At 58.4% G+C, this 26,573-nt stretch carries 29 protein-coding genes; 26 read left to right on the top strand and 3 right to left on the bottom strand.

The features are described 5' to 3' along the window. Position 1: 1 nt before the first annotated feature. Complete coding sequence (gene glmS / locus AC2FJE_RS06565) at positions 2 to 1,825, bottom strand: glutamine--fructose-6-phosphate transaminase (isomerizing) (RefSeq protein ID WP_496760796.1); 1,824 nt, start codon at positions 1,823 to 1,825, stop codon at positions 2 to 4. A 3-nt stretch (positions 1,826 to 1,828) separates the two neighbouring features. Further along, positions 1,829 to 3,184 (bottom strand): bifunctional UDP-N-acetylglucosamine diphosphorylase/glucosamine-1-phosphate N-acetyltransferase GlmU, encoded by a 1,356-nt coding sequence (glmU, locus tag AC2FJE_RS06560; protein WP_496754936.1) that lies wholly within the window; start codon positions 3,182 to 3,184, stop codon positions 1,829 to 1,831. Positions 3,185 to 3,317: 133 nt separating this feature from the next. Here glmU and AC2FJE_RS06555 point away from each other — a divergent pair, with 133 nt between their 5' ends. The 3 genes from AC2FJE_RS06555 to AC2FJE_RS06545 all read left to right on the top strand — a co-directional run bounded on the left by AC2FJE_RS06555 (position 3,318) and on the right by AC2FJE_RS06545 (position 6,540). Further along, entirely contained in the window at positions 3,318 to 3,989 is a 672-nt protein-coding gene (locus AC2FJE_RS06555) for an HAD-IA family hydrolase (protein ID WP_496754934.1), read from the top strand. Positions 3,990 to 4,028: 39 nt separating this feature from the next. Continuing rightward, a complete protein-coding gene (locus AC2FJE_RS06550) occupies positions 4,029 to 5,219 on the top strand; it encodes a DegT/DnrJ/EryC1/StrS family aminotransferase (protein ID WP_496754932.1) in 1,191 nt (396 codons plus the stop codon). Positions 5,220 to 5,376: 157 nt separating this feature from the next. Next, the gene (locus AC2FJE_RS06545) at positions 5,377 to 6,540 is read left to right on the top strand and encodes an isovaleryl-CoA dehydrogenase (protein ID WP_496736396.1); all 1,164 of its coding nucleotides are present in this window, start codon (positions 5,377 to 5,379) and stop codon (positions 6,538 to 6,540) included. A 54-nt stretch (positions 6,541 to 6,594) separates the two neighbouring features. Here the strand turns inward: AC2FJE_RS06545 and AC2FJE_RS06540 are convergent, their stop codons facing one another. Then, positions 6,595 to 7,200: an OmpW/AlkL family protein gene (locus AC2FJE_RS06540; RefSeq protein WP_496754930.1), complete on the bottom strand. Its 606-nt coding sequence runs from the start codon at positions 7,198 to 7,200 to the stop codon at positions 6,595 to 6,597. Positions 7,201 to 7,405: 205 nt separating this feature from the next. On the opposite strand from AC2FJE_RS06540, the gene AC2FJE_RS06535 reads away from it, so the two are divergent. The 23 genes from AC2FJE_RS06535 (at position 7,406) to nuoH (ending at position 26,572) form a co-directional block, all read left to right on the top strand. After that, positions 7,406 to 8,869, top strand: a complete 1,464-nt coding sequence (locus AC2FJE_RS06535; protein WP_496755304.1) for an AMP-binding protein — start codon at positions 7,406 to 7,408, stop codon at positions 8,867 to 8,869. Beyond that, positions 8,859 to 9,659, top strand: coding sequence for a hypothetical protein (locus AC2FJE_RS06530; RefSeq protein ID WP_108861589.1), 801 nt, complete (start codon positions 8,859 to 8,861; stop codon positions 9,657 to 9,659). Before AC2FJE_RS06535 ends, AC2FJE_RS06530 begins: the two co-directional genes overlap by 11 nt. Further along, positions 9,656 to 11,260 carry a carboxyl transferase domain-containing protein gene (locus AC2FJE_RS06525; RefSeq protein WP_496760795.1) on the top strand — a complete coding sequence of 535 codons (1,605 nt, stop codon included), beginning with the start codon at positions 9,656 to 9,658 and terminating at the stop codon, positions 11,258 to 11,260. Before AC2FJE_RS06530 ends, AC2FJE_RS06525 begins: the two co-directional genes overlap by 4 nt. 1 nt (position 11,261) lies before the next feature. Continuing rightward, positions 11,262 to 11,687, top strand: a complete 426-nt coding sequence (locus AC2FJE_RS06520) for an ASCH domain-containing protein (protein ID WP_496695837.1) — start codon at positions 11,262 to 11,264, stop codon at positions 11,685 to 11,687. A gap of 3 nt (positions 11,688 to 11,690) precedes the next feature. Continuing rightward, positions 11,691 to 13,619: an acetyl/propionyl/methylcrotonyl-CoA carboxylase subunit alpha gene (locus tag AC2FJE_RS06515; RefSeq protein WP_496754925.1), complete on the top strand. Its 1,929-nt coding sequence runs from the start codon at positions 11,691 to 11,693 to the stop codon at positions 13,617 to 13,619. A gap of 66 nt (positions 13,620 to 13,685) precedes the next feature. After that, positions 13,686 to 14,540, top strand: a complete 855-nt coding sequence (locus tag AC2FJE_RS06510) for a hydroxymethylglutaryl-CoA lyase (protein WP_496754923.1) — start codon at positions 13,686 to 13,688, stop codon at positions 14,538 to 14,540. A gap of 9 nt (positions 14,541 to 14,549) precedes the next feature. Continuing rightward, on the top strand, positions 14,550 to 15,338 hold the full coding sequence (locus AC2FJE_RS06505; RefSeq protein ID WP_496754921.1) for a crotonase/enoyl-CoA hydratase family protein: 789 nt from the start codon (positions 14,550 to 14,552) through the stop codon (positions 15,336 to 15,338). A gap of 188 nt (positions 15,339 to 15,526) precedes the next feature. Beyond that, positions 15,527 to 15,892: an NADH-quinone oxidoreductase subunit A gene (locus tag AC2FJE_RS06500; RefSeq protein WP_037307878.1), complete on the top strand. Its 366-nt coding sequence runs from the start codon at positions 15,527 to 15,529 to the stop codon at positions 15,890 to 15,892. After that, the gene (locus tag AC2FJE_RS06495; protein ID WP_037307875.1) at positions 15,883 to 16,416 is read left to right on the top strand and encodes a NuoB/complex I 20 kDa subunit family protein; all 534 of its coding nucleotides are present in this window, start codon (positions 15,883 to 15,885) and stop codon (positions 16,414 to 16,416) included. Before AC2FJE_RS06500 ends, AC2FJE_RS06495 begins: the two co-directional genes overlap by 10 nt. Before the next feature lie 11 nt (positions 16,417 to 16,427). Beyond that, positions 16,428 to 17,033: an NADH-quinone oxidoreductase subunit C gene (locus tag AC2FJE_RS06490; RefSeq protein WP_058274390.1), complete on the top strand. Its 606-nt coding sequence runs from the start codon at positions 16,428 to 16,430 to the stop codon at positions 17,031 to 17,033. Then, complete coding sequence (locus AC2FJE_RS06485; protein ID WP_058274391.1) at positions 17,033 to 17,206, top strand: hypothetical protein; 174 nt, start codon at positions 17,033 to 17,035, stop codon at positions 17,204 to 17,206. Before AC2FJE_RS06490 ends, AC2FJE_RS06485 begins: the two co-directional genes overlap by 1 nt. A gap of 1 nt (position 17,207) precedes the next feature. After that, positions 17,208 to 17,342 carry a hypothetical protein gene (locus AC2FJE_RS06480; protein ID WP_496754918.1) on the top strand — a complete coding sequence of 45 codons (135 nt, stop codon included), beginning with the start codon at positions 17,208 to 17,210 and terminating at the stop codon, positions 17,340 to 17,342. A 226-nt stretch (positions 17,343 to 17,568) separates the two neighbouring features. After that, a complete protein-coding gene (locus AC2FJE_RS06475) occupies positions 17,569 to 18,792 on the top strand; it encodes an NADH-quinone oxidoreductase subunit D (protein WP_496754915.1) in 1,224 nt (407 codons plus the stop codon). Further along, positions 18,789 to 19,265 carry a hypothetical protein gene (locus AC2FJE_RS06470; protein WP_496760794.1) on the top strand — a complete coding sequence of 159 codons (477 nt, stop codon included), beginning with the start codon at positions 18,789 to 18,791 and terminating at the stop codon, positions 19,263 to 19,265. The genes AC2FJE_RS06475 and AC2FJE_RS06470 overlap by 4 nt, the downstream gene beginning before the upstream one ends. Then, positions 19,265 to 20,371 carry an NADH-quinone oxidoreductase subunit NuoE gene (nuoE, locus tag AC2FJE_RS06465; protein WP_282119182.1) on the top strand — a complete coding sequence of 369 codons (1,107 nt, stop codon included), beginning with the start codon at positions 19,265 to 19,267 and terminating at the stop codon, positions 20,369 to 20,371. Before AC2FJE_RS06470 ends, nuoE begins: the two co-directional genes overlap by 1 nt. A 34-nt stretch (positions 20,372 to 20,405) precedes the next feature. Beyond that, a complete protein-coding gene (locus tag AC2FJE_RS06460; protein ID WP_058274396.1) occupies positions 20,406 to 20,627 on the top strand; it encodes a DUF5337 domain-containing protein in 222 nt (73 codons plus the stop codon). Positions 20,628 to 20,639: 12 nt separating this feature from the next. Next, entirely contained in the window at positions 20,640 to 21,938 is a 1,299-nt protein-coding gene (gene nuoF / locus AC2FJE_RS06455; RefSeq protein WP_496754911.1) for an NADH-quinone oxidoreductase subunit NuoF, read from the top strand. Between the two features lie 58 nt (positions 21,939 to 21,996). Further along, positions 21,997 to 22,413: an MAPEG family protein gene (locus AC2FJE_RS06450; protein ID WP_282168782.1), complete on the top strand. Its 417-nt coding sequence runs from the start codon at positions 21,997 to 21,999 to the stop codon at positions 22,411 to 22,413. Next, entirely contained in the window at positions 22,413 to 22,802 is a 390-nt protein-coding gene (locus AC2FJE_RS06445) for a hypothetical protein (RefSeq protein WP_282119184.1), read from the top strand. The genes AC2FJE_RS06450 and AC2FJE_RS06445 overlap by 1 nt, the downstream gene beginning before the upstream one ends. Then, on the top strand, positions 22,799 to 23,305 hold the full coding sequence (locus tag AC2FJE_RS06440) for a DUF5333 domain-containing protein (protein ID WP_496754909.1): 507 nt from the start codon (positions 22,799 to 22,801) through the stop codon (positions 23,303 to 23,305). The genes AC2FJE_RS06445 and AC2FJE_RS06440 overlap by 4 nt, the downstream gene beginning before the upstream one ends. A gap of 3 nt (positions 23,306 to 23,308) precedes the next feature. Continuing rightward, positions 23,309 to 25,330 (top strand): NADH-quinone oxidoreductase subunit NuoG, encoded by a 2,022-nt coding sequence (nuoG, locus tag AC2FJE_RS06435; protein WP_496754907.1) that lies wholly within the window; start codon positions 23,309 to 23,311, stop codon positions 25,328 to 25,330. Further along, complete coding sequence (locus AC2FJE_RS06430; RefSeq protein WP_108861577.1) at positions 25,327 to 25,542, top strand: hypothetical protein; 216 nt, start codon at positions 25,327 to 25,329, stop codon at positions 25,540 to 25,542. Before nuoG ends, AC2FJE_RS06430 begins: the two co-directional genes overlap by 4 nt. Next, the gene (gene nuoH, locus AC2FJE_RS06425; protein ID WP_496754905.1) at positions 25,535 to 26,572 is read left to right on the top strand and encodes an NADH-quinone oxidoreductase subunit NuoH; all 1,038 of its coding nucleotides are present in this window, start codon (positions 25,535 to 25,537) and stop codon (positions 26,570 to 26,572) included. Before AC2FJE_RS06430 ends, nuoH begins: the two co-directional genes overlap by 8 nt. Position 26,573: the final 1 nt, after the last annotated feature.

The following is a 26,573-nucleotide window of genomic DNA, read 5'->3' as shown; positions in this document are numbered from 1 at the left end:
CTCACTCCACTGTAACCGATTTTGCCAGGTTGCGCGGCTGGTCTACATCCGTGCCTTTGGCCACCGCCGTGTGATAGGCCAGCAGTTGCGCCGGGACCGAGTAGAGGATCGGCGCCAGGCTAGGGTGGACATGCGGCATCCGGATGATGCTCCAGACGCCATCTTCAGCCTCGGCAATCCCGTCATCGTCCGAGACTAGAATAACCTTACCCTTGCGCGCCATCACCTCTTGCATGTTCGACACCGTTTTGTCGAACACGGCGTCGCGCGGGGCCATAACCACCACAGGCATGTTCTTGTCGATCAGGGCGATTGGTCCGTGCTTCAGCTCACCCGAAGCATAACCTTCGGCGTGGATATAGCTGATTTCCTTGAGCTTCAGCGCCCCCTCCATCGCCAGCGGATACATCAGGCCGCGACCCAGGAACAGAACGTCGCGGGCTTCGGACAGGCGCTGTGCGGACGTCTTGATGGCCGGATTCTGATCCAGCGCTGCATTCATCACCGTTGGCAGGCCGCGTAGCGCAGCATAGTGGTCGGCCAGCTCGTCGTCGGTCAGCGTACCACGATCCGCAGCCGCCTTGAGCGCCATCATCAGCAGAACGCTCAGTTGACACGTGAACGCCTTGGTCGAAGCCACGCCGATCTCAACGCCTGCATGGATGGGCAGGGCGATATCGCTTTCGCGGGCGATCGAACTTTCGGGGACGTTGACGACCGAGACGATCTTGTCCGCCTTGCCTTCGCAATAGCGCAGTGCCGCCAGAGTGTCGGCAGTTTCACCCGACTGACTAACGAACAGCGCCATCGTGCGCCCCGTGATCGGAGGTTCGCGATAGCGGAACTCGCTGGCGATATCGACCTCGACGGGCATTTGGGCCAATTGCTCGAACCAGTACTTCGCCGTCAGGCAGGCGTAAAATGCGGTACCGCAGGCCACCATGGTCAAACGATCCAGTTTGGTGAAATCCAGATCGGCGCCAGGCAGAACTACCTGATCACCACCACTTGGCAGGTATGACCGGATCGCGTCGGCAATCACGATGGGTTGTTCGGCAATTTCCTTGGCCATGAAGTGTTTATGGCCGTTCTTTTCGGTCTGTGTGTGGTCCAGTTTGATCTGGCGAGTCCCGCGATTAGCCAATTCACCGGCTTCGTTGCGGATTTCCAGAGAGGTTCGGGTCAGAACAGCCCGGTCGCCTTCCTCAAGATAGGTGATGCGATCCGTAAGCGGGGCCAGCGCAATGGCGTCTGAGCCCACGTACATCTCACCATCTCCGTGACCGATGGCCAAAGGTGATCCCTTGCGCGCGGCGACGATAAGATCGTCCTGACCGTCGAACAGAAAGGCCAGCGCAAACGCACCAACAAGCTGATCGATGGTCTTGAAGGCGGCCTCAACCGGCGACAGGCCTGTCTTCAGGTAATACTCCGTCATCAGGGCGACGGTTTCGGTGTCCGTCTCGGTCGCGAAACCGATGCCATGTTCGGCCAGTTCTGCCCGCAACTCACGATAGTTTTCGACGATACCATTATGAACAACCGCCACAGGGCCGGCCTGATGCGGGTGCGCGTTGGTCACCGACGGTACGCCATGGGTAGCCCAACGGGTATGACCAATACCGGATTTGCCGGGCAGCGGGTCGTGCACCAGCAGATCGCTCAGGTTGACCAACTTGCCGACCGCCCGACGACGTCCAAGCGTGCCACCATTGACCGTGGCAATCCCGGCGCTGTCATAGCCACGATATTCAAGACGTTTTAGCGCCTCGACCAAAGTTGGCGCGGCCTCATGCTCACCCAGTACACCTACAATTCCACACATAACTCAGGCTCCCTTGTTGCGGCGAGCCTTCTTCGCCTTCAACATCTCAAACAATTTGCGCGCATAGCCGGGCTTGTTGTCCTGCTTGGCACGTGCCACGGCCAGCGCGTCGGGTTCTACATCCCGCGTGACGACTGTACCTGTTGCGGTCATCGCGCCGTCACCAACAGAAACGGGGGCAACTAGCATAGTGTTGGAGCCGATAAAGACGTTCTCTCCGATGGTCGTCTGGTGCTTCATCACGCCGTCATAGTTACAGGTGATCGTACCCGCGCCGATATTGGTCGACGCTCCAACCGAGGCGTCGCCGATATAGCTGAGGTGGTTGACCTTAGCGCCTTCAGCGATCTGGGCATTCTTTGTCTCAACGAAATTGCCGATACGGGTGTTTTCGGCCAGTTCTGTACCTGGGCGCAGGCGCGCGTAGGGGCCGACGATGGCACCGCGGCTAACATGGCAGCCTTCCAGATGTGAGAATGCACGGATCGTCGCGCCGCTTTCGACGGTAACGCCGGGGCCGAAGACGACGTTGGGTTCGATCACCGTGTCTCGACCTACGATCGTGTCAGCGGACAGATAAACCGTTTCGGGGGCCATCAGCGTCACGCCCAAAGCCAACAACTCATTGCGCGCACGGGTCTGAAACTCGGCATCGGCCGCAGCCAGATCAGCACGAGAGTCCACGCCCAGCGTTTCAGCCTCATCGCATTTGATGGCAGTTGCCGACAGACCGCGCGCATTTGCCAGTGCCACGATTTCGGTCAGGTAGTATTCACCCGAGGCGTTATCGTTGCCGACCGCGTCAATCAATTCGAACAGTACTTTTGCGTTGCAGGCCAGTAATCCACTGTTGGTAAAGCGTATGGCGCGCTGTTCTTCGGTTGCGTCTTTGTACTCGACGATTTCGACCAGTTTTTCGCCATCCATGATTAATCGGCCATAGCGGGGCTGAACTTCGGCAATATCAAAGCCCAGCATGACCAGATCAAAGGATGCGCGCGCCTCAATCATACGCTCCAGTGTTCTGGGGTCGATAAAGGGCGTGTCGCCGTAAAGGATGATCACATCGCCATCGAAATCGGCCAGTGCATCCCGCGCCTGCGCAACTGCATGCGCTGTTCCAAGCTGTTCTTTCTGAACGACAATCTGCGCGGCTTCATCCTCGGAAGTGGCGGTCCTAGCAACCTCCTCAGAGCCGTGACCAGTGACAATAACGGTTCGTTCGGGTGACAGCACCGCACCGGCGCGCATCGCGTGCACCAACATCGGCGTTTGGGCAATCGGGTGCAAAACTTTCGGGGTATCCGAATTCATCCTGGTGCCTTTTCCGGCGGCAAGGATAACAAGGGCGATGGTCATAAAAACGATTTCTCTTTGTGTTTTGTTGCGGCCCGTTTTATCCGCTGAGTTCAAAGTCGCAAGCGGTTCGGGCATCAAACAAGATTGCCGTTTGCAACACTTATGGCGAAGTCTCGCCGAATTAGGGGGCAAAATGCGTACGGTTATCTTCGATCTGGACGGGACCTTGGCCGATACATCGGGCGATTTGCTGGCCGCCGCCAACCACTGTTTTCGGCATATGGGGCATGGGGATGTGTTGGTTCACGGCGAAGATGCGGGCGTTGCGCTGCGCGGTGGCCGAATGATGCTGACCCATGGATTGAAACGGGTGGGCGCTTATGACGATGCAACGGTTCAAGACTACTACCCGATGCTGCTTGAAGCGTATTCCGACGATATCGACACGCATACCCATTTCTACCCTGGCGCGCTGGACGCAGTGGAATTGTTGAAGTCCGCAGGTTACGGGGTTGGCATCTGTACCAATAAGCCTGAAGCCTTGGCCCATCAGTTGCTCACGCAGATGGGAGTGCGTGACCTGTTTGCCTCTTTAGTTGGTGCAGACACGCTGTCGGTGCGCAAGCCTGATCCGGAACCGCTGCGTGAAGCTGCACGCCGGGCGGGTGGTCATCCTGATTTATGTGTTCTGATTGGCGATTCCGACACTGACCGAAACACGGCCCGCGCCGCGGGTGTGCCGTCGGTATTGGTTACCTTCGGCCCGTCCGGCGATGATATGGCCGCGCTGGAACCCGAAGCTCTGCTGCACCATTTCCATGATTTACCAGAATTGGTTGCAGAGTTGATTGGCGCGGCCGCGTAATCCCTTGACCCGAACGTTTTGCAGGACCAGAACACTCTTATGACAGAGATATTCACTGGCAGCTTCACACAGCAGGAACCCATTCCAGAAGAGGCGGTTGAGGCCGCGCTGGTGGTACTGCGCCACGGGCGTCTGCATCGTTATAACGTCGTACCTGGCGAATTGGGCGAAACCGCCCTGCTGGAACAGGAATTTGCCGCCCAGACAGGTGCCAAATACTGTCTGGCCGTGTCCTCGGGCGGCTATGCGATGGCAACGGCACTGAGGGCCGTGGGGGTCAACCCGGGGGACCCGGTGCTGACGAACACGTTCACTCTGGCACCTGTGCCCGGATCTATTGCTTCGGTCAGTGCGCGCCCCGTTTTTGTGGGTGTGACCGAAGACCTTACGATTGATCTGGACGATCTCGAAACCAAGCTGGATCAGGCCCGCGTTTTGATGCTGAGCCATATGCGTGGTCATCTGTGTGACATGGATCGGCTGATGCAGATGTGCGATGCCGCAGGTGTCACGGTGATCGAGGATTGCGCCCACACAATGGGCGCTGCGTGGCATGGGCAGGTTTCGGGCCGACAAGGCGCGATTGGCTGCTATTCCTGCCAGACCTACAAACACGTCAATTCGGGCGAGGGCGGCTTGCTTATCACCGATGATGAGGAACTGGCGGCAAAGGCAACGATGCTGTCGGGGTCCTACATGCTGTACGAACGCCACCTTGCGGCACCGGGGCCAGAGGTGTTTGAGCGGATCAAGTATCATACCCCCAATGTCTCGGGGCGAATGGATAATCTGCGGGCCGCAATCCTGCGCCCGCAATTGCGCGATCTGGATCGGCAGATCGAACGCTGGAACGAACGCTATTTCGAAATCGAAAAAGGCCTGCGCGAGACGCCAGGTCTGAGCGTTGTCGACCGGCCAGAGGCCGAGACATTTGTCGGTTCCTCGATCCAGTTCCTGTTGCTCGATTGGTCGGCGGAGCGGGTAAACGAGGTTATCCAGCGCTGCGCGGCCCGGGGGGTCGAGCTTAAGTGGTTCGGCGGGGCCGAGCCGAACGGCTTTACATCGCGCTATGACAGCTGGCGATATGCCGATAGCGCGCCGATGCCAAAAAGTGATCGAATCCTCGCCGGGATCGTCGACATGCGCGTTCCCTTGACCTTTTCGCTTGATGATTGCGCGCTGATCGCACGGATCATTCGGGCAGAGGTGAGCGCAGTGTATCAGTCGTAATCCAATCGAGTGCGCGTGACGCGCACGCTTTATTTGTATGAAACCGCCGCCCCGATCAGGGCGGCGGTTTGTTTTTTGGGATGCCGTCGTTGACCCAATTCAGATTCGCTGCTATTTATTGAACAACTGTTCATTAATGCGAAAGAGGAGATCGCTTATGTTCACGGCGGCCATGCAATTTGATCTGGGCGAGGACGTGAATGCCCTGCGTGAAATGGTACACCGGTGGGCGCAGGAGCGGGTCAAGCCGATGGCGGGTGACATCGATGCCTCGAACGCATTTCCAAACGAGCTTTGGAAAGAGATGGGCGATCTGGGTTTGCTCGGCATCACTGTGTCCGAGGAATACGGTGGGGCAGGGATGTCCTATCTGGCCCACACCGTTGCGGTGGAAGAGGTTGCGCGGGCATCGGCCTCGGTCTCTCTGTCTTATGGCGCGCATTCGAACCTGTGCGTCAATCAGATTAAGCTGAACGGTAATGACGAGCAAAAGGCGAAATACCTGCCGCGCCTGATCTCAGGTGAGCATGTTGGTGCGTTGGCCATGTCCGAGGCTTCCGCCGGATCCGATGTAGTGTCGATGAAGTTGCGTGCTGAAAAACGCAATGATCACTACCGGCTGAACGGCAACAAATACTGGATCACCAACGGGCCGGACGCGGATACGCTGGTCGTATATGCCAAGACCAACCCGGAGGCCGGATCGAAGGGCATCACCGCGTTTCTGATTGAGAAGGAGATGAAGGGCTTCTCGACCTCGCCCCATTTCGACAAGTTGGGGATGCGCGGTTCGAACACGGCCGAGCTGATCTTTGAAGATGTCGAGGTGCCGTTCGAAAACGTTTTGGGCGAAGAAGGTAAGGGCGTTGCGGTTCTGATGTCCGGGCTGGATTACGAACGTGTGGTTCTGGCCGGAATTGGAACCGGCATCATGGCGGCCTGTCTGGATGAGATCATGCCCTATCTGGCAGAGCGAAAGCAGTTCGGCAAACCGATCGGCAGCTTTCAACTGATGCAGGGCAAGATCGCCGATATGTACACCGCTATGAATTCCGCACGGGCCTATGTCTATGAGGTCGCCAAGGCTTGTGACCGGGGGGATGTAACCCGTCAGGATGCGGCTGCGTGCTGTCTTTATGCTTCAGAACAGGGCATGTCGCAGGCGCATCAAGCTGTTCAGGCGATGGGTGGGGCAGGGTTCCTGTCTGACTCGGCGGTCAGCCGGATTTTCCGCGATGCCAAGCTGATGGAGATTGGCGCGGGCACTAGCGAAATCCGCCGGATGCTGATCGGGCGGGAACTGATGAACGAGATGCGCTGAGAGAAGAAAACGCTTCGCAGACGAGGGAACTGCGAAGCGTTTTCCTTGGAAGGATCAGAACTTATGAACGTAGGATACGCCGACAAGGAAGGGATCGATATCGGCTTTGCCGATCTTGGTTCCGTTCAGTTTGACGTCCGTGTCGATATCAAACCAACGTACGTTCAGACGGACAGCACCATTGTCCGAGACCATATAGTCCAGACCGGCCTGCAGCGAGACACCGAAAGAGTCATCGACCTTCAGATCACCCAGTGCGGACTGCTCGTCGAAGAAGATGGTGTAGTTCAGACCGGCACCGACATAGGGCTTCCATGCGCTGTTGGTCGGGAAGTGATAGTTCAGCGACAGGGTGGGCGGCAGGTGCTTGACGGTGCCAGCCTCGATGCTTCCGCCCAGGGTTACGGTGTGCTTGAACGGTGTCGCGGCCAGCAATTCGATGCCCAGATTGTCACGGATGAAATACTCGGCAGTGAAGATCGGGCGGGTGTCCGAGTCGATCTCGGCCTTTTGTCCGGCCAGCGTGCCATTATCGGACTTGGGGTTGAGGTAACCGACACCGACACCGACGGTCCAATCACCCTGCGATTGGGCGAAGGCGGGGGCGGCAAGCGCCACCAGCGCGGTGGAAAGTGTCAAAGCGGCGAGTTTGTTGGTCATGGTCTTGCCTTTGGTTCAGTTGATGAGATTGAATTGACAGCCGCGTGGTCCGCGCACTCTGATCTGCATCAAATTTGTGTGAGAGGGTCATCGGAGGCTTCTCCGGTAAGGCCCTTGAAAATAAGGGAATTGCAGCGTGCCAGAAGCTAATCGCATACCGGGTTTGCGTTCAGCGGGGGGCTGGGACGTGCCATCTCGTCTGAATATGGCGCGCCAGTGTCTTGATCACGCACCGGATCAGGTCGCCGTGATCGACTTGACCGGAAGCGACGAGCGGCGCGTCACCTACGGGCAGCTTGCTGAAATGACAGACGGAATCGCGCGCGCGCTGTCGAAGAAAGTGCAGCCGGGGGATCGCGTGGGCGTGCTGCTCAGCCAGTCACCGTGGTGTGCGGCGGTGCATCTGGCGATCTGGAAGATCGGTGCCATCTCGGTGCCGTTGTTCAAACTGTTCAAGCAGGATGCTTTGCGGTCTCGGGTGGGCGACGCCGGAGCGCAGGTTGTGCTGACCGACCCGGACGGCGCGACGCTGTTAGGCGACTTGGCAGAACCGCTCATGGCGGACCAGATTGGCGAAGACGGAGGCGTTGTGCCATTCGCTGACACCGGGCCAGAGGATCCGGCGGTGTTGATCTATACATCCGGCACCACGGGCAGTCCGAAAGGTGCGTTGCATGGCCACCGGGTGCTGACCGGCCACCTGCCGGGGGTTTCGATCAGCCATAACAACCTGTGCGAAGGCGACTGCCTCTGGACACCGGCCGATTGGGCCTGGATCGGCGGGTTGTTCGATGTGCTGATGCCCGGTCTTGCGCTGGGAATCCCCGTAGTCGCCGCACGGCTGGATAAATTCACCCCAGAAGCCTGCGCCGATGTGATTGCGCGCGGTGGTGTGCGAAACGTGTTCTTTCCCCCAACGGCACTTCGAATGCTCAAGGCGGCGAATCAGGCACTTCCCGGGCTACGGTCAGTCGCGTCCGGGGGTGAGCCGCTGGGGGCCGAGATGTTAGCCTGGGGGCAGGAGGCGTTCGGTCTAACGATCAACGAATTCTACGGCCAGACCGAATGCAACATGGTTGTCTCTTCCTGCTCAGATGACTTCCCGGTGCGGCCCGGTTGCATAGGCAAACCGGTCCCGGGGCACGAAATTGCGGTGATCGACGAGGACGGCAACCCGACGGCTGATGAGGGTGACGTGGCCATCCGGCGAGGCTCGGCCTCAATGCTGTTGGAATATTGGAACCGCCCCGAGGCAACGGCTGAGAAATTTCGCGGCGATTGGCTGATTACCGGCGACCGCGGTGTGTGGGAGGGTGAGTACCTGCGTTTCGTCGGGCGCGACGATGATGTCATCACCTCGTCCGGTTATCGTATCGGCCCGGCAGAGATCGAGGATTGCCTGCTGACCCACCCGGCGGTGGCAACGGTGGGCGTGGTCGGCAAGCCCGACAAGCTGCGGACAGAAATCGTCAAGGCATATGTGGTTTTGAAACCGGCGGCTGACGCCTCGGAATCCGAGTTGCAGGAGTGGGTTAAAACCCGCCTTGCGCATTATTCTTACCCCCGTGAAGTGGCTTTTGTGCAAGAGTTGCCTTTGACCGTGACCGGAAAAGTAATCCGAAAGGAATTGAAGCGTCGCGCGTCTGAGGAGGGAAATCATGGCGGATAAGTCCAGTATCAGAACGGGGATTGAATTCAGCGCGACGGCAATTGCGGTCATTGGCGCTGCTTGGGCCGGTAAGGCTTACTTCGAGACGTGGATGCGGGACACAATCGATAAAGCCGTCGAAGACAAAATTGCAGTCATAGAGCAACTGCAACTGGCAGACCTTCTAGTTTATTATGATTATCCCGACGAGGCTATCTCTGAATTGCGCAAAGTAGCCGGTCGAGTGGCGAGCCTTGATGACGAAGACAAACGAAAAATTGCATTTTACGACAACTATTTAGATGCGATCTCTGCCTCTTACAGCACCTTGAAATATGAACCCGAAATTCGCATGCTGAGAAGTGTCTTCAGCACCGAGATGCAAACCGACGGATGGCATGATGAAAATCTGGCCTATGTCTCGATGTTCCTGCCGGAAGCGCAAGCGGATGAGAATTTTTACAATCGCGAAGTCGTCGGGCGTTTCAAACTTGCCGTGAGCCAGTACGAGGCGGACGGCGACTATGACGCAATGGGAGGCGCCTATCACAACCTATCCCTGGCCTATTTGTGCCGCGGGGATAACGAAGAGGCCATCGAGGCGATGGAGATGGCGGCCGAGATGCTGCCATTTGACTATTATTTTATGGTCCCGATGTCGGATCTGGAAGATTTTCTGGAAGAGCCAGAGATCAAAAAACTTGACGCAGTTTGTTCCAGCAACGTGGCGCAAGGTTACGCGCGTCTGATGCAGAGCTTTGCAGTCAGCGAAAACCCCGTTCGAGATTTTCTAAGAGAGTACACAAGATGAAGCTCCGATCCTCTGCTTTGCCCTCGTCCAAAGGCTTCCGGGAAAACCGCGCGGCTCATCTGGACGCGTTGGCGCAAATTGCCGACGCCGCTGAGGCCGCCCGCATGGGCGGCGGCGAAAAATCCCGCGCACGGCATGAATCGCGGGGCAAGATGCTGCCGCGTCGTAGGGTGGCGAACCTGTTGGACCCGGGGTCGCCGTTCCTTGAGATCGGCGCGACGGCGGCGCATGCGATGTATGGCGACGCCGCTCCCTGTGCCGGGGTAATTGCAGGGATTGGCCGGGTGCAGGGGCAAGAGGTCATGGTGGTGTGCAACGATGCCACCGTGAAGGGTGGCACCTATTATCCGTTGTCAGTCAAAAAGCACCTGCGCGCGCAAGAGATTGCCGAGGAAAACCAACTGCCCTGCATCTATCTGGTCGACAGCGGCGGCGCAAATCTGCCCAATCAGGATGAGGTGTTTCCCGATCGCGATCACTTTGGCCGCATCTTCTATAATCAGGCGCGGATGAGCGCGAAGGGCATCCCGCAAATCGCTGTGGTGATGGGGTCGTGTACGGCTGGCGGGGCCTACGTGCCCGCGATGTCAGATGTAACGATCATCGTCAGGGAACAGGGCACCATCTTTCTCGCCGGACCACCTTTGGTCAAGGCCGCGACGGGTGAGGTGGTCAGCGCCGAAGACTTGGGTGGCGGAGATGTCCATACGCGCCTGTCCGGGGTGGCGGATTATTTGGCCGAGGATGACGCCCACGCGCTAGCTTTGGCGCGGCGGGCCGTCGGATCGCTGAACCGGCGCAAGCCACAGACGGTGGATTGGGCCAACCCCGAGGATCCGGCCTATGACCCCGAAGAGATTCTGGGCGTCGTCCCCGCCGATCTGCGCACGCCCTATGACATTCGCGAGGTGATTGCGCGGTTGGTCGATGGCTCGCGCTTTGACGAATTCAAGCCGCGCTTTGGTGAGACGCTGGTGACAGGGTTCGCTCATGTCAAAGGCTGCCCGGTTGGGATCATCGCCAATAACGGCGTGCTGTTTTCGGAAGCTGCGCAAAAGGGCGCGCATTTTGTGGAACTGTGTTCACAGCGCAAAATTCCATTGGTGTTTCTGCAAAATATCACTGGCTTCATGGTTGGGCGGAAATACGAAAACGAAGGCATCGCGCGGCATGGGGCCAAGATGGTGACTGCGGTCGCGACGACCAATGTGCCAAAAATCACCATGCTGGTGGGTGGCTCATTCGGAGCGGGGAATTACGGCATGTCAGGACGGGCCTACCAACCGCGGTTCCTGTGGACATGGCCAAACTCGCGCATTTCCGTGATGGGTGGAGAGCAGGCGGCGGGTGTTCTGGCCACCGTAAAACGCGATGGGATTGAACGCCAGGGCGGAACTTGGTCGGCGGAAGAAGAGGCCGAGTTCAAGCGCCCCACGCTGGAGATGTTCGAAGAACAATCCCATCCGCTCTATGCCTCAGCGCGGCTGTGGGACGACGGAATTATCGACCCGCGCAAAAGCCGGGACGTGCTGTCCTTGTCGTTGAACGCGGCACTGAATGCGCCGATTGAGGAGACACGCTTTGGCGTGTTCAGGATGTAAGATGAGCATCGACCTGGAAAAAATAAAAGCGCGTTATCCCGATGCACAGACGTTCAAATTCGGCGACAGTGCAATCCTGAGTGCCGAGCTTTTAGCGCTGGTTCGGGCAGGGCAAAAAACGGCAACCTGCGGCGCTCTGCGCGATTATCCAGAAGGCAGCCTTGATACCCCGGTTGTTGGGCGGCGCGATATTGCCCTTGAATGGGATGATCGTCCCGCATTGGTGATTGAGACGGTCGAGGTTTCGATCTGCCGCTATTGTGACATGACCGAAGACTTCGCCTTGGCCGAAGGTGAAAACGAAACGTTAGACGGGTGGCGCGAGGATCACCGGCGTTACTTTGAGCGTAACGGCGGGTTTGATCCCGAGATGGAATTGCTTTGCGAACGGTTCCGCCTGATCGAAGACCTGGTGGATAAGGGCTAAACTATGTTCAATAAAATCCTGATTGCCAACCGGGGCGAGATTGCTTGCCGGGTGATGGAAACCGCTCAGAAAATGGGCGTAACTTGCGTGGCTGTGTATTCTGATGCCGATGCGTCGGCCAGGCATGTGCAGATGGCGGACGAAGCTGTTCATATTGGTGGTGCGGCGCCGGCTGAGAGCTATCTCAAGGGCGACGTGATCATTCAAGCCGCGCTCGATACCGGGGCGCAGGCGATCCATCCGGGTTATGGATTTCTCTCGGAAAACCCCGATTTCGTGGATGCGGTCGAGGCGGCTGGCCTGACCTTTATTGGCCCTTCGGCGGATGCGATCCGCAAGATGGGTCTCAAAGACGCGGCCAAGGTATTGATGGAGCAGGCGGGCGTGCCGGTTGTTCCGGGGTATCACGGCGACAATCAGGACCCCGAGCATCTGGCGGGTGCGGCCGACACGATTGGCTATCCGGTCCTGATCAAGGCCGTCGCGGGTGGCGGAGGCAAAGGTATGCGGCTGGTCGAACAGCCCGAGGATTTTCCCGAGGCATTGGACAGCGCCCGGGGTGAGGCTCGCACCGCCTTTGGCAATGATGCTGTTCTGGTCGAGAAATTTGTCTCCAAGCCTCGCCATATAGAGGTCCAGGTGTTTGGCGACGGCACCCATGCAGTGCATCTGTTTGAACGCGACTGCTCGCTGCAACGCCGACATCAGAAGGTGATCGAAGAAGCTCCGGCCCCGGGCATGACCGTTGAGATGCGCGACGCGATGGGGCAGGCGGGCGTACGTGCCGCCGAGGCCATCGGTTACAAAGGCGCGGGGACGGTTGAATTCATCGTGGATGCCTCGGACGGGCTGCGTCCGGACCGTTTCTGGTTCATGGAGATGAACACCCGCCTGCAGGTCGAGCATCCGGTGACCGAGGCGATCACCGGCGTCGACCTTGTCGAATGGCAGTTGCGTGTTGCGGCGGGCGAGAGCCTGCCGAAGCAGCAGAGTGACCTGTCGATCTCAGGCCATTCCTTCGAAGCGCGGCTTTATGCCGAGGACGTGCCAAAGGGCTTTCTGCCGGCGACCGGTACACTGACCCATCTGCGCTTCCCCGTGGCGTGCCGCGCAGATAGCGGCGTGCGCGCGGGTGATACGATCAGCCCCTGGTATGATCCGATGATCGCGAAGGTGATCGTGCACGGCCCCACACGCGCTGTCGCATTGGAACAATTGTATCGCGCCCTGAAAGGCACTGAGGTTGCGGGGACAGTCACGAACCTTGGCTTTCTGGGCGCATTGACGCGGCATCCGGGCTTTGCCGTCGGTGATGTTGATACTGGCCTGATTGGTCGCGATCTGGATGTGCTGGCCCGTGCAGAGCCGATCCCGGCGTCTTCGATCGTCGCGGCCGCGATGACGGCTTTGGATCTGGTGGATACAGTTGAGGAAACAGGGTTTTCGCTGTGGGCACCGCTGCATCGCGCGGTCCAGTTGCGGGCAGGTGATGATATTGATCTGGACGTTCAGGTAGAAGGTCAGAACCGTCAGGTCTGGCAGGTCCGAGAGCAAACAATCCTTGCCCAGCGCGGTCCGGGCGGTTGGATGATCGACGGAGCCCCTATGCCGTGCGTGTCTGTCTCGGGTTCGCAGATCACAGTCTTTGAAAACTATGGTCAAGTCCTGGAAATTGTTGATCCGTTGGACCGCGATGCCGGTGCCGCTGGCGACACCAATGTGATTGAGGCCCCGATGCCGGGTCTGGTCAAAGCTGTCTTTGCGCAGGTGGGTCAAGCCGTGCAGGAAGGCGACCGGCTGGCAATCCTTGAGGCCATGAAAATGGAACATTCCCTGCTGGCCGCCCGTGACGGCATCGTTGCCGAAGTGCTGGCGGATGCCGGGGCGCAGGTTGAGGCTGGGGCCGCGTTGGTCCGGCTGGAGGAGGAATGAACTGTCCCCTTTTCGAACAACGTGGCACAGTCGGATCGAATGCGGCAATCAGAGAAGGACACAGCAATGGGTGAACGGGTCGAAATCTTCGAAGTGGGTCCGCGCGACGGTCTGCAAAACGAAAAGCGCGAAATTGCAGTGGCGGACAAGGTGGCGCTGGTCAATTGCCTGAGCAAGGCCGGTTTTAACCGCATCGAAGTGGCCAGTTTTGTCTCGCCCAAATGGGTGCCGCAAATGGCGGGCAGCGCGGAGGTGTTGGCCGGGATCACACGGGCCGACAGTGTCCGGTATGGCGCGCTGACGCCGAACATGCAGGGATACGAAGACGCTCTGGCCGCAAAGGCGGATGAGATCGCGGTATTCGCTTCGGCCTCGGAAGGGTTCTCAAAAGCCAATATCAACGCGACTATCGAAGAATCCATCGACCGCTTTGCCCCGATTCTTGAAGCTGCGCGCCACATCGACCTGCCAGTACGTGGGTATGTGTCCTGCGTAACTGATTGCCCCTATGACGGACCAACACCGCCTGAGAAAGTGGCTGAAGTTGCGGACCGGCTGTTTTCGATGGGGTGTTACGAAGTATCGCTGGGGGACACGATCGGGCAGGGCACGCCCGACACTATCGCCCATATGTTGCTGGCCGTGCGCGAACGCGTACCGATGACGCGGCTGGCGGGGCATTTCCACGACACCAACGGGCGGGCCATCGACAATATTGACGCTGCGCTGGCGCTGGGCGTTCGGGTGTTCGACAGCGCCGTTGGGGGATTGGGTGGGTGTCCTTACGCGCCGGGCGCTGCCGGAAACGTCGCCACCGAAGCTGTCGTGGCCCATCTGGAGCGGCTTGGATATCAGACCGGCCTCGACCTTGCGGTCATTGAAGAGGCCGCGCAGATGGCACGCGACATGCGATCCCAGTAAGGAGCGGACATGTTTGAAACGATTGCGGTGACCACGGATGCGCGTGGTGTGGCCACTCTGACCCTGAACCGTGCCGACAAGCACAACGCCATGTCGGCGCAGATGATCACCGATCTTACGCAAGCCGCGCACCAGCTTGGAACCGACGACGCCGTGCGTGTTGTTGTACTGACCGGTGCGGGCAAAAGCTTTTGTGCTGGCGGTGATCTGGGGTGGATGCAATCTCAGATGGCGGCAGAATCCGAGACCCGGTTTGTCGAGGCGCGTAAGCTGGCCGAAATGTTGCAGGCGCTGAACACGTTGCCCAAACCGCTAATTGGCGCGATCCACGGTAATGCTTTTGGCGGCGGTGTGGGATTGGCGTCGGTTTGTGACGTAGCGATCGGAGTGGAAACGGTCAAAATGGGGCTGACAGAGACCAAGCTGGGGCTAATCCCGGCCACGATTGGCCCCTATGTCATCGCCCGCATGGGCGAAGCCCGCGCGCGGCGCGTGTTCATGTCGGCCCGGGTCTTCGAAGCCGCAGAAGCGGTAGAGCTGGGCCTGCTGGCCAGAATTGTGCCCGCTGCCGACCTGAATGATGCGGTTGAGTCCGAAGTCCTGCCCTATCTTGCCTGTGCACCCGGCGCGGTGGCATCGGCCAAGCAATTGGTTCGCCAGCTGGGGCCGCGCATTGACGATGCCGTGATCGACCACACGATCCGCGAGCTGGTTGACAGGTGGGAAACCGAAGAGGCCAAGGAGGGAATCGGCGCATTCTTTGAAAAAAGAAAACCTGCATGGATTAGTAAGGTTTAGGCGCCACTTGTGATGTGGCCGCGATTGTGTGGGTGACCTTCTGGGACAGAGCTTCGATAAGTCGAATATTAACCCCCTGTGCGTTTGTGTTCGGTTGACCCTCTGACCCCGCAGGGATAGAGAATGTCCAGTCAACACGCCAATTGACGGCGCTCCCTTTCGGGGTATGCGCAGGAAAGGAGCTGTACGTGGAAGACCTATTGCGGGAGTATCTCCCGATTCTGGTGTTTCTGGCCGTAGCTGTGGGCCTTGGAATCGTTTTGATTCTGGCGGCAGTCATTCTGGCGGTCCGCAATCCCGACCCCGAGAAAGTCAGCGCATATGAATGTGGTTTCAACGCGTTCGATGATGCGCGGATGAAGTTTGATGTCCGGTTCTATCTGGTCGCGATTCTGTTCATCATCTTCGATCTGGAAATCGCGTTTCTGTTCCCCTGGGCTGTCGGCTTCAAGGACATCAGCGATGTTGGCTTCTGGTCCATGATCGTGTTCCTGGGCGTTCTGACCATCGGCTTTGCCTATGAATGGAAGAAGGGGGCCCTGGAATGGGAGTGATGACGGGTGCAAACACCGCCGGCGTCGACAAAGAAGTCGCCACCCAGGCCCTGAATGCCGAGCTGCAGGACAAAGGGTTTCTGCTGACCTCGACCGAAGACATCATCAACTGGGCTCGCACCGGCTCGCTGCACTGGATGACTTTCGGTCTGGCCTGCTGCGCGGTTGAGATGATGCACACCTCGATGCCGCGTTACGATGCGGAACGGTTTGGCATCGCACCCCGTGCTTCCCCCCGTCAGTCGGACGTGATGATCGTGGCTGGCACCCTGACCAACAAGATGGCCCCCGCTCTGCGCAAGGTTTATGACCAGATGCCCGAGCCGCGCTATGTGATCTCAATGGGCTCCTGCGCCAATGGTGGCGGCTATTACCACTACTCCTATTCAGTTGTGCGTGGCTGCGACCGTATTGTTCCAGTGGACATCTACGTCCCCGGCTGCCCCCCGACCGCTGAGGCGCTGCTGTACGGTCTGATGCAGTTGCAACGCAAAATCCGCCGTACCGGCACCATCGTGCGCTGAGGAGAGAGTTGATGAGCGAAGCACTCAAAGAACTCGGCACCCAGCTGGAGTTGAAGCGAACTGATTGTGTTCTGTCCTGGGACGTGACCCATGGTGAGTTGAACGTAGATGTGGCGCTGTCGAACGTTGTGGAATTCATTGAATTCCTGAAGTCCGACCGCGGCTGCCAGTTCTCCACGCTCGTCGATATCACCGGCGTCGACTACCCGGAACGGGCCAAGCGTTTTGACGTGGTTTATCACTTCCTGTCGATGTATCAGAACCAGCGCATCCGCCTGCGGGTCTCGATCCGCGAAGAGGACATGGTGCCTTCGATCGTGGATGTGCATCCCTCGGCCAATTGGTTTGAGCGCGAAGTGTTCGACATGTTCGGCATCCTGTTCTCAGGCCACCCGGATCTGCGGCGCATCCTGACCGACTATGGATTCCGTGGCTATCCCCTGCGCAAGGATTTCCCAACCACAGGATACACCGAAGTTCGATATGACGAGGCCCAAAAGCGCGTTGTGTATGAGCCGGTGTCGCTAGTCCAGGAATACCGTCAGTTCGATTTCATGTCCCCGTGGGAGGGCGCGAATTACATACTGCCGGGTGATGAAAAGCAGGAGGCTGAATAATGGGTGGCATCTGGTGGCTGATCCTGTCTGCGCTGACCATCATCCCGATGGTGAAGATATTGCCGTTTTTCGGGATCAATAAATTCTGGTGCCTTCTTTGTCTGGTTCCATTCGGCACGATCGCGTTGCTGTGGTGGGTCGGGCTGAAACTGCAAGAGTTGGAGCGCCGATAAGATGCTGATGCTGCTGGGGGAACTGATCGCTTTGGGTGCGCTGGGGGTCCTGCTGGCAGGGGCTGCGGCCAAGGCTGTCGAGGCGGAAAAGGTCCGGGTTCGGGCTGATGCGAAAAAGAAACGGGGGCGGCGTTGACAGACCCTACAACCTTGATCCAAGGGTTTTGGAACTTTGAGGACTTTAATCCTTGGTTGCTCTGGGGGCTTAGCCTGAGCGGCGTTCTCGGAATGGCGGTCTGTCTGCGCGAGTTGAAGTATCCTGTTTGGTGGGCATTTGTGGGTTTTATACCAATGTTTGCGGTACCAGCGTTTTGTATGATCGCGGCGATGATGATTCATCGAAAGCGAATTGAGAGGCTATGATGGACGGCTCAAGATACGATGACGGCAGCACCGACGCGCTGAGTGGAGAACAGAAGATCCGCAATTTCAACATTAACTTCGGCCCGCAACACCCTGCGGCGCACGGGGTTCTGCGTCTTGTGCTTGAGCTGGACGGCGAGATCGTTGAACGCTGTGACCCGCATATCGGCCTGCTTCACCGTGGCACCGAAAAGCTGATGGAAAGCCGAACGTATCTGCAGAACCTGCCGTATTTCGACCGTCTGGATTATGTGGCGCCAATGAACCAGGAGCACGCCTGGTGTTTGGCCATCGAAAAGCTGACCGGCGTCGAGGTTCCGCGCCGGGGCTCACTGATCCGGGTGCTGTATTCCGAGATCGGCCGCATTCTGAACCACCTGCTGAACGTAACCACGCAGGCGATGGATGTGGGTGCTTTGACACCACCGCTCTGGGGCTTTGAAGAACGCGAAAAGCTGATGGTGTTCTATGAGCGTGCCTGCGGTGCCCGCCTGCACGCGGCCTATTTCCGGCCCGGTGGTGTGCATCAGGACCTGCCGCCCGAACTGCTGGACGATATCGAGGCGTGGAGCCAGGAATTTCCCGCCGTTTTGGACGACATCGATGGCCTATTGACCGAAAACCGCATCTTCAAGCAGCGCAACGCCGATATAGGTGTCGTGACCGAAGAGGATATCCAGAAGTACGGTTTCTCGGGTGTGATGGTGCGCGGATCGGGGTTGGCATGGGACCTGCGCCGCGCACAGCCCTACGAATGCTATGACGAGTTCGAGTTTCAGATCCCTGTCGGCAAAAACGGCGACTGCTATGACCGCTATTTGGTCCGCATGGAAGAGATGCGCCAGTCCCTGTCGATCATCCAGCAGGCCATCGCCAAAATCCGTGACTGCCCGGGCGACGTTCTGGCCCGCGGCAAGATCACCCCGCCGAAACGCTCGGACATGAAGACCTCGATGGAAAGCCTGATCCATCATTTCAAGCTGTACACCGAAGGCTTCCACGTGCCTGCAGGCGAGGTTTACGCCGCCGTCGAGGCCCCTAAGGGCGAGTTCGGCGTCTACCTCGTCGCTGATGGCACCAACAAACCTTACCGCGCCAAGCTACGCGCGCCGGGTTTCCTGCACCTACAAGCCATGGACCATATCGCCGGGGGCCACCAACTGGCTGACGTGGCCGCGATCATCGGGACGATGGATGTTGTGTTCGGAGAGATTGACCGGTGAAACGCCTTGTTTTGATCCTGGCGCTTGCAGCCGCCACACCGTTGCAGGCCGCCTCGACCCATCCGACGGCAAAAGTGCTTGAGGTGATGCGCGAAAACGGCTGCCGGCTGGATGTATCGCGCGCCGAGGAAGCCTTTTCTGCCCATGACCTGCGACCCGAAGATGTCAGCGCTGTGATAAATTCCTGGGCTGAACAGGGGGTGGCCGGGCTGGACGGTGCGACATTCGAAATTGCTCCGGCGATCTGCGGTGCGCATGGGCTTGCGCCAGAGGACACGGCGGGCCGTGCCGATGCACTTTATGATTTTGTGCGTCTGAACGGGTGCCGCATGGTCGACGAAGAAGCTCAGATCAAATTGCGCCCCGCCGGTTTTACTCAGGCCGAAACGCCTGATCTGATTGCCCGCCTTGTCAATCAAGGCCGCGCGCATCAGGAAGACCCCTATATTTTCGTGATCGGAGATGCCTGCTAATGCTGCGCCGTCTGCACCCCGAACAACCTGAAAGCTTTGCCTTCACTGCTGCCAACCAGCAGTGGGCCACAGCACAGATCACCAAATACCCTGACGGCCGTCAGGCCAGCGCGGTTATCCCGCTGCTTTGGCGCGCGCAGGAACAAGAAGGCTGGCTGAGCCGTCCCGCGATTGAATCTGTCGCCGACATGCTGGGCATGGCCTATATCCGGGTGCTCGAGGTTGCGTCGTTCTACTTCATGTTCCAACTGCAACCGGTTGGATCTGTCGCGCATATTCAGGTCTGCGGAACGACCTCCTGCATGATCTGCGGGGCCGAAGACCTGATCGCGGTTTGCAAGGAGAAGATCGCTGCCAAACCGCATGAGCTTTCAGTTGATGGTAAATTGAGTTGGGAAGAGGTGGAATGCCTTGGGTCCTGCACCAATGCGCCGATGGCGCAGATCGGCAAGGACTATTACGAAGATCTGACCGCTGACAGTTTTGGCAAGATCATTGACGATCTGGCCGCAGGCAAGGTGCCGACACCGGGTCCGCAGAATGGCAGATACGCGGCAGAACCGCTGAGCGGTCTGACCAGCCTCACGGACTACGATGCCGGAAAACCGCAGTACAATGCCAGTGCTGAACTGGCCGAAGAACTTGGTGATACGGTCAAGCGCATCGACGGGACCGAGGTTCCGATCCTGACGCCATGGCTGGGCAAAGACGGCAAGGCTGCGGCGACCAAGGCCGCTCCAAAGCCACCAAAGGCGCCGGCACCCGCCAAACCCGCCGTGAAGCAGGCGGAAGAGGCAAAGAAGGCACTGATCAAAGAGGATCAGCCCGAAACTTTGACCGCCGCGCGGGAGGGGAAAGCGGATGACCTCAAGATGCTGAAAGGTGTGGGCCCCAAGCTTGAACAGACGCTGAACGAACTTGGCTTTTTCCACTTTGACCAGATCGCAGCATGGACGCCGGAACAGGTGGCCTGGGTAGATGCGCGGCTAAAATTCAAGGGCCGGATCGAGCGGGACGGTTGGATCGGACAAGCAGCCCTACTGGCGACAGGCGAAGAAACCGAATTTGCAAAACGTGCCAAAGAAGACGGCACCTACCAAGACTGAATAGGACGGTGCCCGTTCAGGGCATCAAGGTGAGATGGACAAAGAAAAAGAACAGGCCATGGCCCGCAAGGGCCGACATATCGGGGTGGTCATCGCGGTGACCATGCTGTTGTGGCTTGCCATTTCGTTGTTCATCGGCCCGGCACTGGGATTGCCCGGGCGCTATGCGCTGCTGTTTGATTTCGCCGCTTTGGCGGGTTTCATCTATGCGGGCGTGAACATTTTTCAACTCTGGCGCATGCGTCAGGACAGCTGAAGGTAAGACATGATGCTGAAGGATCAGGACAGGATCTTTACCAATATCTACGGGATGCATGAGCGTACGCTGAAAGGCGCGCAGACCCGCGGGCATTGGGACGGCACAGCTGGCCTGATTGGGAACGGGCGTGACTGGATCATCCAGACGATGAAGGACTCGGGCCTGCGCGGTCGCGGCGGTGCGGGTTTTCCCACCGGTCTGAAATGGTCGTTCATGCCCAAGGAAAGCGACGGTCGTCCGGCCTATCTGGTGGTGAACGCGGACGAATCCGAGCCCGGGACTTGCAAAGACCGTGAGATTATGCGCCACGATCCGCATACGCTGATCGAAGGCTGCCTGATCGCGTCTTTCGCGATGAATGCACATACCTGCTATATCTACCTGCGTGGTGAGTACATCCGCGAGCGCGAGGCACTGCAAGCCGCGATTGATGAGGCCTATGATGCCGGATTGCTGGGCAAAAACGCCGCCGGTTCGGGTTGGGATTTCGACCTGTTTCTGCATCACGGGGCCGGGGCGTATATCTGCGGTGAGGAAACAGCCCTGATCGAAAGCCTTGAGGGCAAGAAGGGCATGCCGCGCATGAAACCTCCGTTCCCGGCGGGGGCGGGGCTTTACGGCTGCCCGACCACGGTGAACAACGTGGAATCCATCGCCGTTGTGCCGACCATTCTGCGCCGTGGTGCGGATTGGTTTGCTGGATTTGGCCGCCAGAACAATGCGGGCACCAAGCTGTTTGCGATCTCGGGCCACGTAAATAACCCCTGCGTGGTTGAAGAGGCGATGTCGATCCCGTTTGAGCAACTGATCGAAACCCATTGTGGCGGCATTCGCGGCGGATGGGACAACCTGCTGGCGGTGATCCCCGGTGGTTCTTCGGTGCCTTGTGTGCGCGGTGAAGACATGCGCGAGGCCATCATGGATTTCGACCATTTGCGCAATGATCTGGGGTCTGGTCTGGGGACGGCGGCTGTAATCGTGATGGATAAGTCTACGGACATCATCAAAGCGATCTGGCGTTTGTCGAAGTTCTACAAACATGAAAGCTGTGGTCAGTGTACTCCTTGCCGCGAAGGCACCGGCTGGATGATGCGCGTGATGGACCGTCTGGTGCGGGGTGAGGCCGAACTGGAAGAGATCGACATGTTGTTTGACGTGACCAAGCAGGTCGAAGGCCACACGATCTGTGCGTTGGGCGATGCGGCCGCCTGGCCAATCCAGGGCCTGATCCGCAATTTCCGTGAGGAAATCGAGGATCGTATCAAGGCCCAGAAATCGGGCCGTATGGGCGCGATGGCGGCGGAGTGATCAAGTTGCATGATATCGGATCAAACCCAAACCAAGTTGAGATCAGGGAGTTGAACTAATGGAATCTTTTGCTGAGTATTCACATGCAATCGCATCCCTCGTGGTCTTTACGTTGATCATTCTGGCGCTTGCGCCGTTTTCCGCGCTGGCCAAACAGGGCAAGGGCCTGGCCCCCGGGGCAACGCCGGAACAGGACTATTCGGACAAGGCGTATCGCCTGAACCGGGCTTATCTGAACGGGACCGAGACGCTGCCGGCCTATATCGCTGTCACAGTCGCGGCCATGTTGCTTGGGGTCAGCCCGTTCTGGGTGAACCTATTGGCATCGGTCGCTCTGATTGCGCGCATCGTCATGTTGGTTATTCACATGCGTGGTATTGGACAACCGCACAGCGGCGTTCGATCGGTATCCTACGTTGTCGGATGGGCCTGTATGGTTGTGATGGGCTTCATGGCATTGGTGGCGGCGTTCTAATGGAAAAGAAAGGTACTTATCCGTTGACTGGATCAAAATTCAGGATGGGACGTGTGGTACTGACCGCCGCCTTGGGTGCTGCAGTTTTTGTCTCGGCCTGCGGCACGTCGTCCAGTGACCGAATCCTCTTTGATGGCAAAGCCTTCCGGGCCAAAGCGAAGGCCGTCGACAAAAGGAACGCTCCGACGGATTTTACGGTTGTGGTGAACGGCGTGTCCGCGTCTTTGGATGGCGCGCGCGAAGCGGGGCGGCACGAAGGAACCAAATTCTGTATCGACGCCTTTGGGACTTCTAAAATCAACTGGAAAGTCGGACCCGACACCGAACCGCAGAATTTGCGCATCACCGACAATAAATTGACCTTTGCAGGAACCTGCCAGCGACCATGAACCGGTTTTTCGCATATCAGAGCGTGACGCAGGGCGTGTTATTGAATAGCGCGCCAGTCCTGGATCGTTTTGGCCTGTCCAAGACGAAAGGATTTGTCATGTCTGGTGTGAAACTGCTTATTGTGCTGTCTGTTCTGGCTATCCCGGCTATGGCCGACGCCAAACCGCCCTTGCGGGAAGTCAAAGGGATTGACGACGAACTCTATTACATCGCTATCGCAAACGAGATTTCGGATTACTGCCCGTCGATCAGCGGGCGCAGGCTGAAGGCGATTGGCGTGATGTGGGGGCTCAAGTCCAAGGCGAACAGTATGGGGTATTCGGACGGCGAAATCCGCGCTTACGTGGAATCGGATGCCGAAAAGGACCGGATGCGTGCCAAAGGCGAGGCGTACCTGGCCGCGAACGGTGTGTCTTATGACAATCCCAAATCTTTCTGCACGTTGGGGCAGGCAGAGATCGAAAGAAACAGCGCCATCGGCGTTTATTTGAGGGTGAACTAGACCATGTCTGACCTCCGCAAAGTCAATATCGACGGGCAGGAAATCGAAGTCGATGGTGCGATGACCCTAATCCAGGCCTGTGAGCAGGCCGGGGTCGAGGTGCCGCGCTTTTGCTATCACGAGCGTCTGTCGATTGCCGGGAATTGCCGGATGTGTCTGGTCGAAGTTGTTGGCGGCCCGCCCAAACCTGCGGCGTCGTGTGCGATGCAGGTACGCGATCTGCGCCCGGGACCGGAAGGTCAGCCGCCAGAGGTCAAGACGAACTCGCCCATGGTCAAGAAAGCGCGCGAAGGGGTGATGGAGTTCCTGCTTATCAACCACCCGCTGGACTGCCCGATCTGTGATCAGGGTGGGGAGTGTGACCTGCAGGATCAGGCGATGGCGTACGGTGTGTCGGGCTCGCGCTTCAAGGAAGCCAAGCGCGCCGTAGACGATCTGGATCTGGGGCCGCTGGTCGGAACCGCGATGACCCGCTGCATCAGCTGCACCCGCTGCGTGCGGTTCACGACCGAGGTCGCCGGGATCACGCAGATGGGCCAGACCGGGCGTGGCGAAGATGCCGAGATCACGTCCTATCTGAACGAGACGCTGAATTCGAACTTGCAGGGCAACATCATCGACCTTTGCCCGGTTGGGGCGCTGACTTCCAAGCCTTACGCCTTTACCGCCCGCCCGTGGGAGTTGACCAAGACTGAATCCATAGACGTCATGGATGCGCTGGGGGCCAATATCCGTGTGGACACCAAGGGGCGCGAGGTCATGCGTTTCCTGCCGCGCAACCATGACGGCGTGAACGAAGAATGGATCAGCGACAAGACCCGGTTCGTTTGGGATGGCCTGCGTCGTCAGCGTTTGGACAAACCTTACGTGCGCGAAAACGGCAAGCTACGCCCGGCCTCGTGGCCCGAGGCGCTGACCAAAGTTGCCGAGGCGCTGAAAGAGGCCGAAAAGCCGGCGGGTATCGTAGGTGATCTCGCTCCGGTCGAGGCCGCGTTCGCGCTGAAGCAATTGATCGAAGGGCAGGGCGGTGTTGTTGAATGCCGAACCGATGGGGCCAAGCTGCCTGCGGGAAATCGCGGTGCCTATGCCGGGACGGCCGCGATTGAGGATATCGACACAGCCGAGCGTATTCTGCTGATCGGAACGAACCCGCGCGACGAAGCTCCGGTTTTGAACGCGCGTATCCGAAAGGCCTGGGCACATGGGACTGAGGTGGCCTTGGTTGGGCCAGCGGCCGATCTGACCTACGCGTATCACCATATGGGCGACGACCGCGCGGCGTTGCAAAAGGTTGTCGATATGGGCGGCGATGTTGAGATCAAGGGCAAAGCCTCGCTGGTCATCGTCGGGCAGGGCGCGCTGCTTGAAGCCGACGGCGCAGCTGTGCTGGCCGCCGCGCAAACGATTGCAGCCAATACCGAAAGTGGATTGCTGATCCTGCACAGCGCTGCGTCTCGCGTGGGGGCGATGGATGTGGATGCCACCAACGAAGGCGGAATGGATGCGGTTAGTGCGGCTGACGTGATCTACAACCTCGGCGCAGATGAGGTTGAAATCGGCGAAGGGGCCTTTGTGATCTATCAGGGCAGCCATGGTGATCGTGGCGCGCACCGTGCCGATGTGATCCTTCCTGGTGCCGCGTATACCGAGGAAAACGGGTTGTTCGTGAACACAGAAGGCCGCCCGCAACTGGCGATGCGTGCCGGGTTCGCCCCGGGTGAGGCGAAAGAGAATTGGGCCATCTTGCGGGCTTTGTCGGCACAGCTGGGCGCTACGTTGCCTTTCGACTCGCTGGCGCAACTGCGCACAGCGTTGATCGAAGCTGTCCCGCATCTGGCCCAGATCGACCACGTGATCGAGAATGAGGTCCAGCCGTTGGATGCCGGCCCTCTGGGTCAGGCGACGTTCCGCAATGTGATCAGGGATTTTTATCTGACCAACCCGATTGCACGGGCGTCGCAGTTGATGGCCGAGCTTTCTGCTCAGGCGCAGTCTCGGAATACCGGGAAGATTGCGGCAGAATGAACCAGACCCGTTTCATATCGCTTTCAGAAGCCAACATCGCTTGCGGTGCGGGCACCAGGGAACTGCGCATGAAACGCAATGAAAAAGGTAGCGCTATGGCTGTGGATGCTGTTTACACCTATGCGCCGACCCAACCGCAAGATGCGCAGGCACTTGGCCTGATCATCACCCGCGAAAAATTGAATACCCACGGTGTGAGGACCAATGGCTGATTTCTTTAGCACCCCAGGCGGAATAGCCATCATCATTCTGGCGCAAGTGCTTGCAGTTGTTGCCTTCGTGATGATTTCGCTGTTGTTCCTTGTTTACGGCGACCGCAAGATCTGGGCCGCCGTCCAAATGCGCCGCGGCCCCAACGTGGTTGGCGTCTATGGACTGCTGCAATCGGTGGCTGACGCCCTGAAGTACGTGGTAAAAGAGGTGGTCATACCCGCCGGGGCCGACCGCACAGTGTTCATCCTCGCTCCGCTGACCTCATTCGTATTGGCGATGATCGCCTGGGCCGTGATCCCGTTCAATGATGGCTGGGTGTTGTCGGATATCAATGTCGCAATCCTGTATGTCTTTGCCGTGTCCTCACTGGAAGTTTATGGCGTGATTATGGGCGGTTGGGCCTCGAACTCAAAGTACCCTTTCCTTGGATCATTGCGCTCTGCGGCTCAGATGATTTCTTATGAAGTTTCCATTGGCCTGATTATCATCGGTGTTATCATCTCAACCGGTTCCATGAACTTCGGCCACATTGTCGAGGCGCAAGATGGCCGGTTCGGGTTCTTCAGCTGGTACTGGCTGCCGCATTTCCCGATGGTCTTTCTGTTCTTCATCTCGGCGCTAGCGGAAACCAACCGGCCTCCGTTTGACCTGCCCGAGGCGGAGTCGGAATTGGTCGCCGGTTATCAGGTCGAATACTCGGCCACGCCCTTCCTGCTGTTCATGGCCGGCGAGTATATCGCGATCTTCCTGATGTGCGCGCTGACCACGCTGCTGTTCTTCGGCGGCTGGCTGTCACCGATCCCGGGCCTGCCGGATGGCGTGCTGTGGATGGTCGCCAAGATGGCGTTCTTCTTCTTCCTCTTTGCGATGGTCAAGGCGATCACCCCTCGCTACCGCTATGACCAGCTGATGCGTCTGGGCTGGAAAGTATTTCTGCCGTTCTCGCTGGCCTGGGTGGTCTTCGTGGCCTTCGCGGCAAAATTCGATTGGTTCTGGGGCGCGTTTGCGCGTTGGAGCGTAGGAGGCTGAT

Source organism: Ruegeria sp. CDSC002, from assembly GCF_059610905.1.
This window is presented reverse-complemented; position numbering and strand designations above follow the sequence as displayed.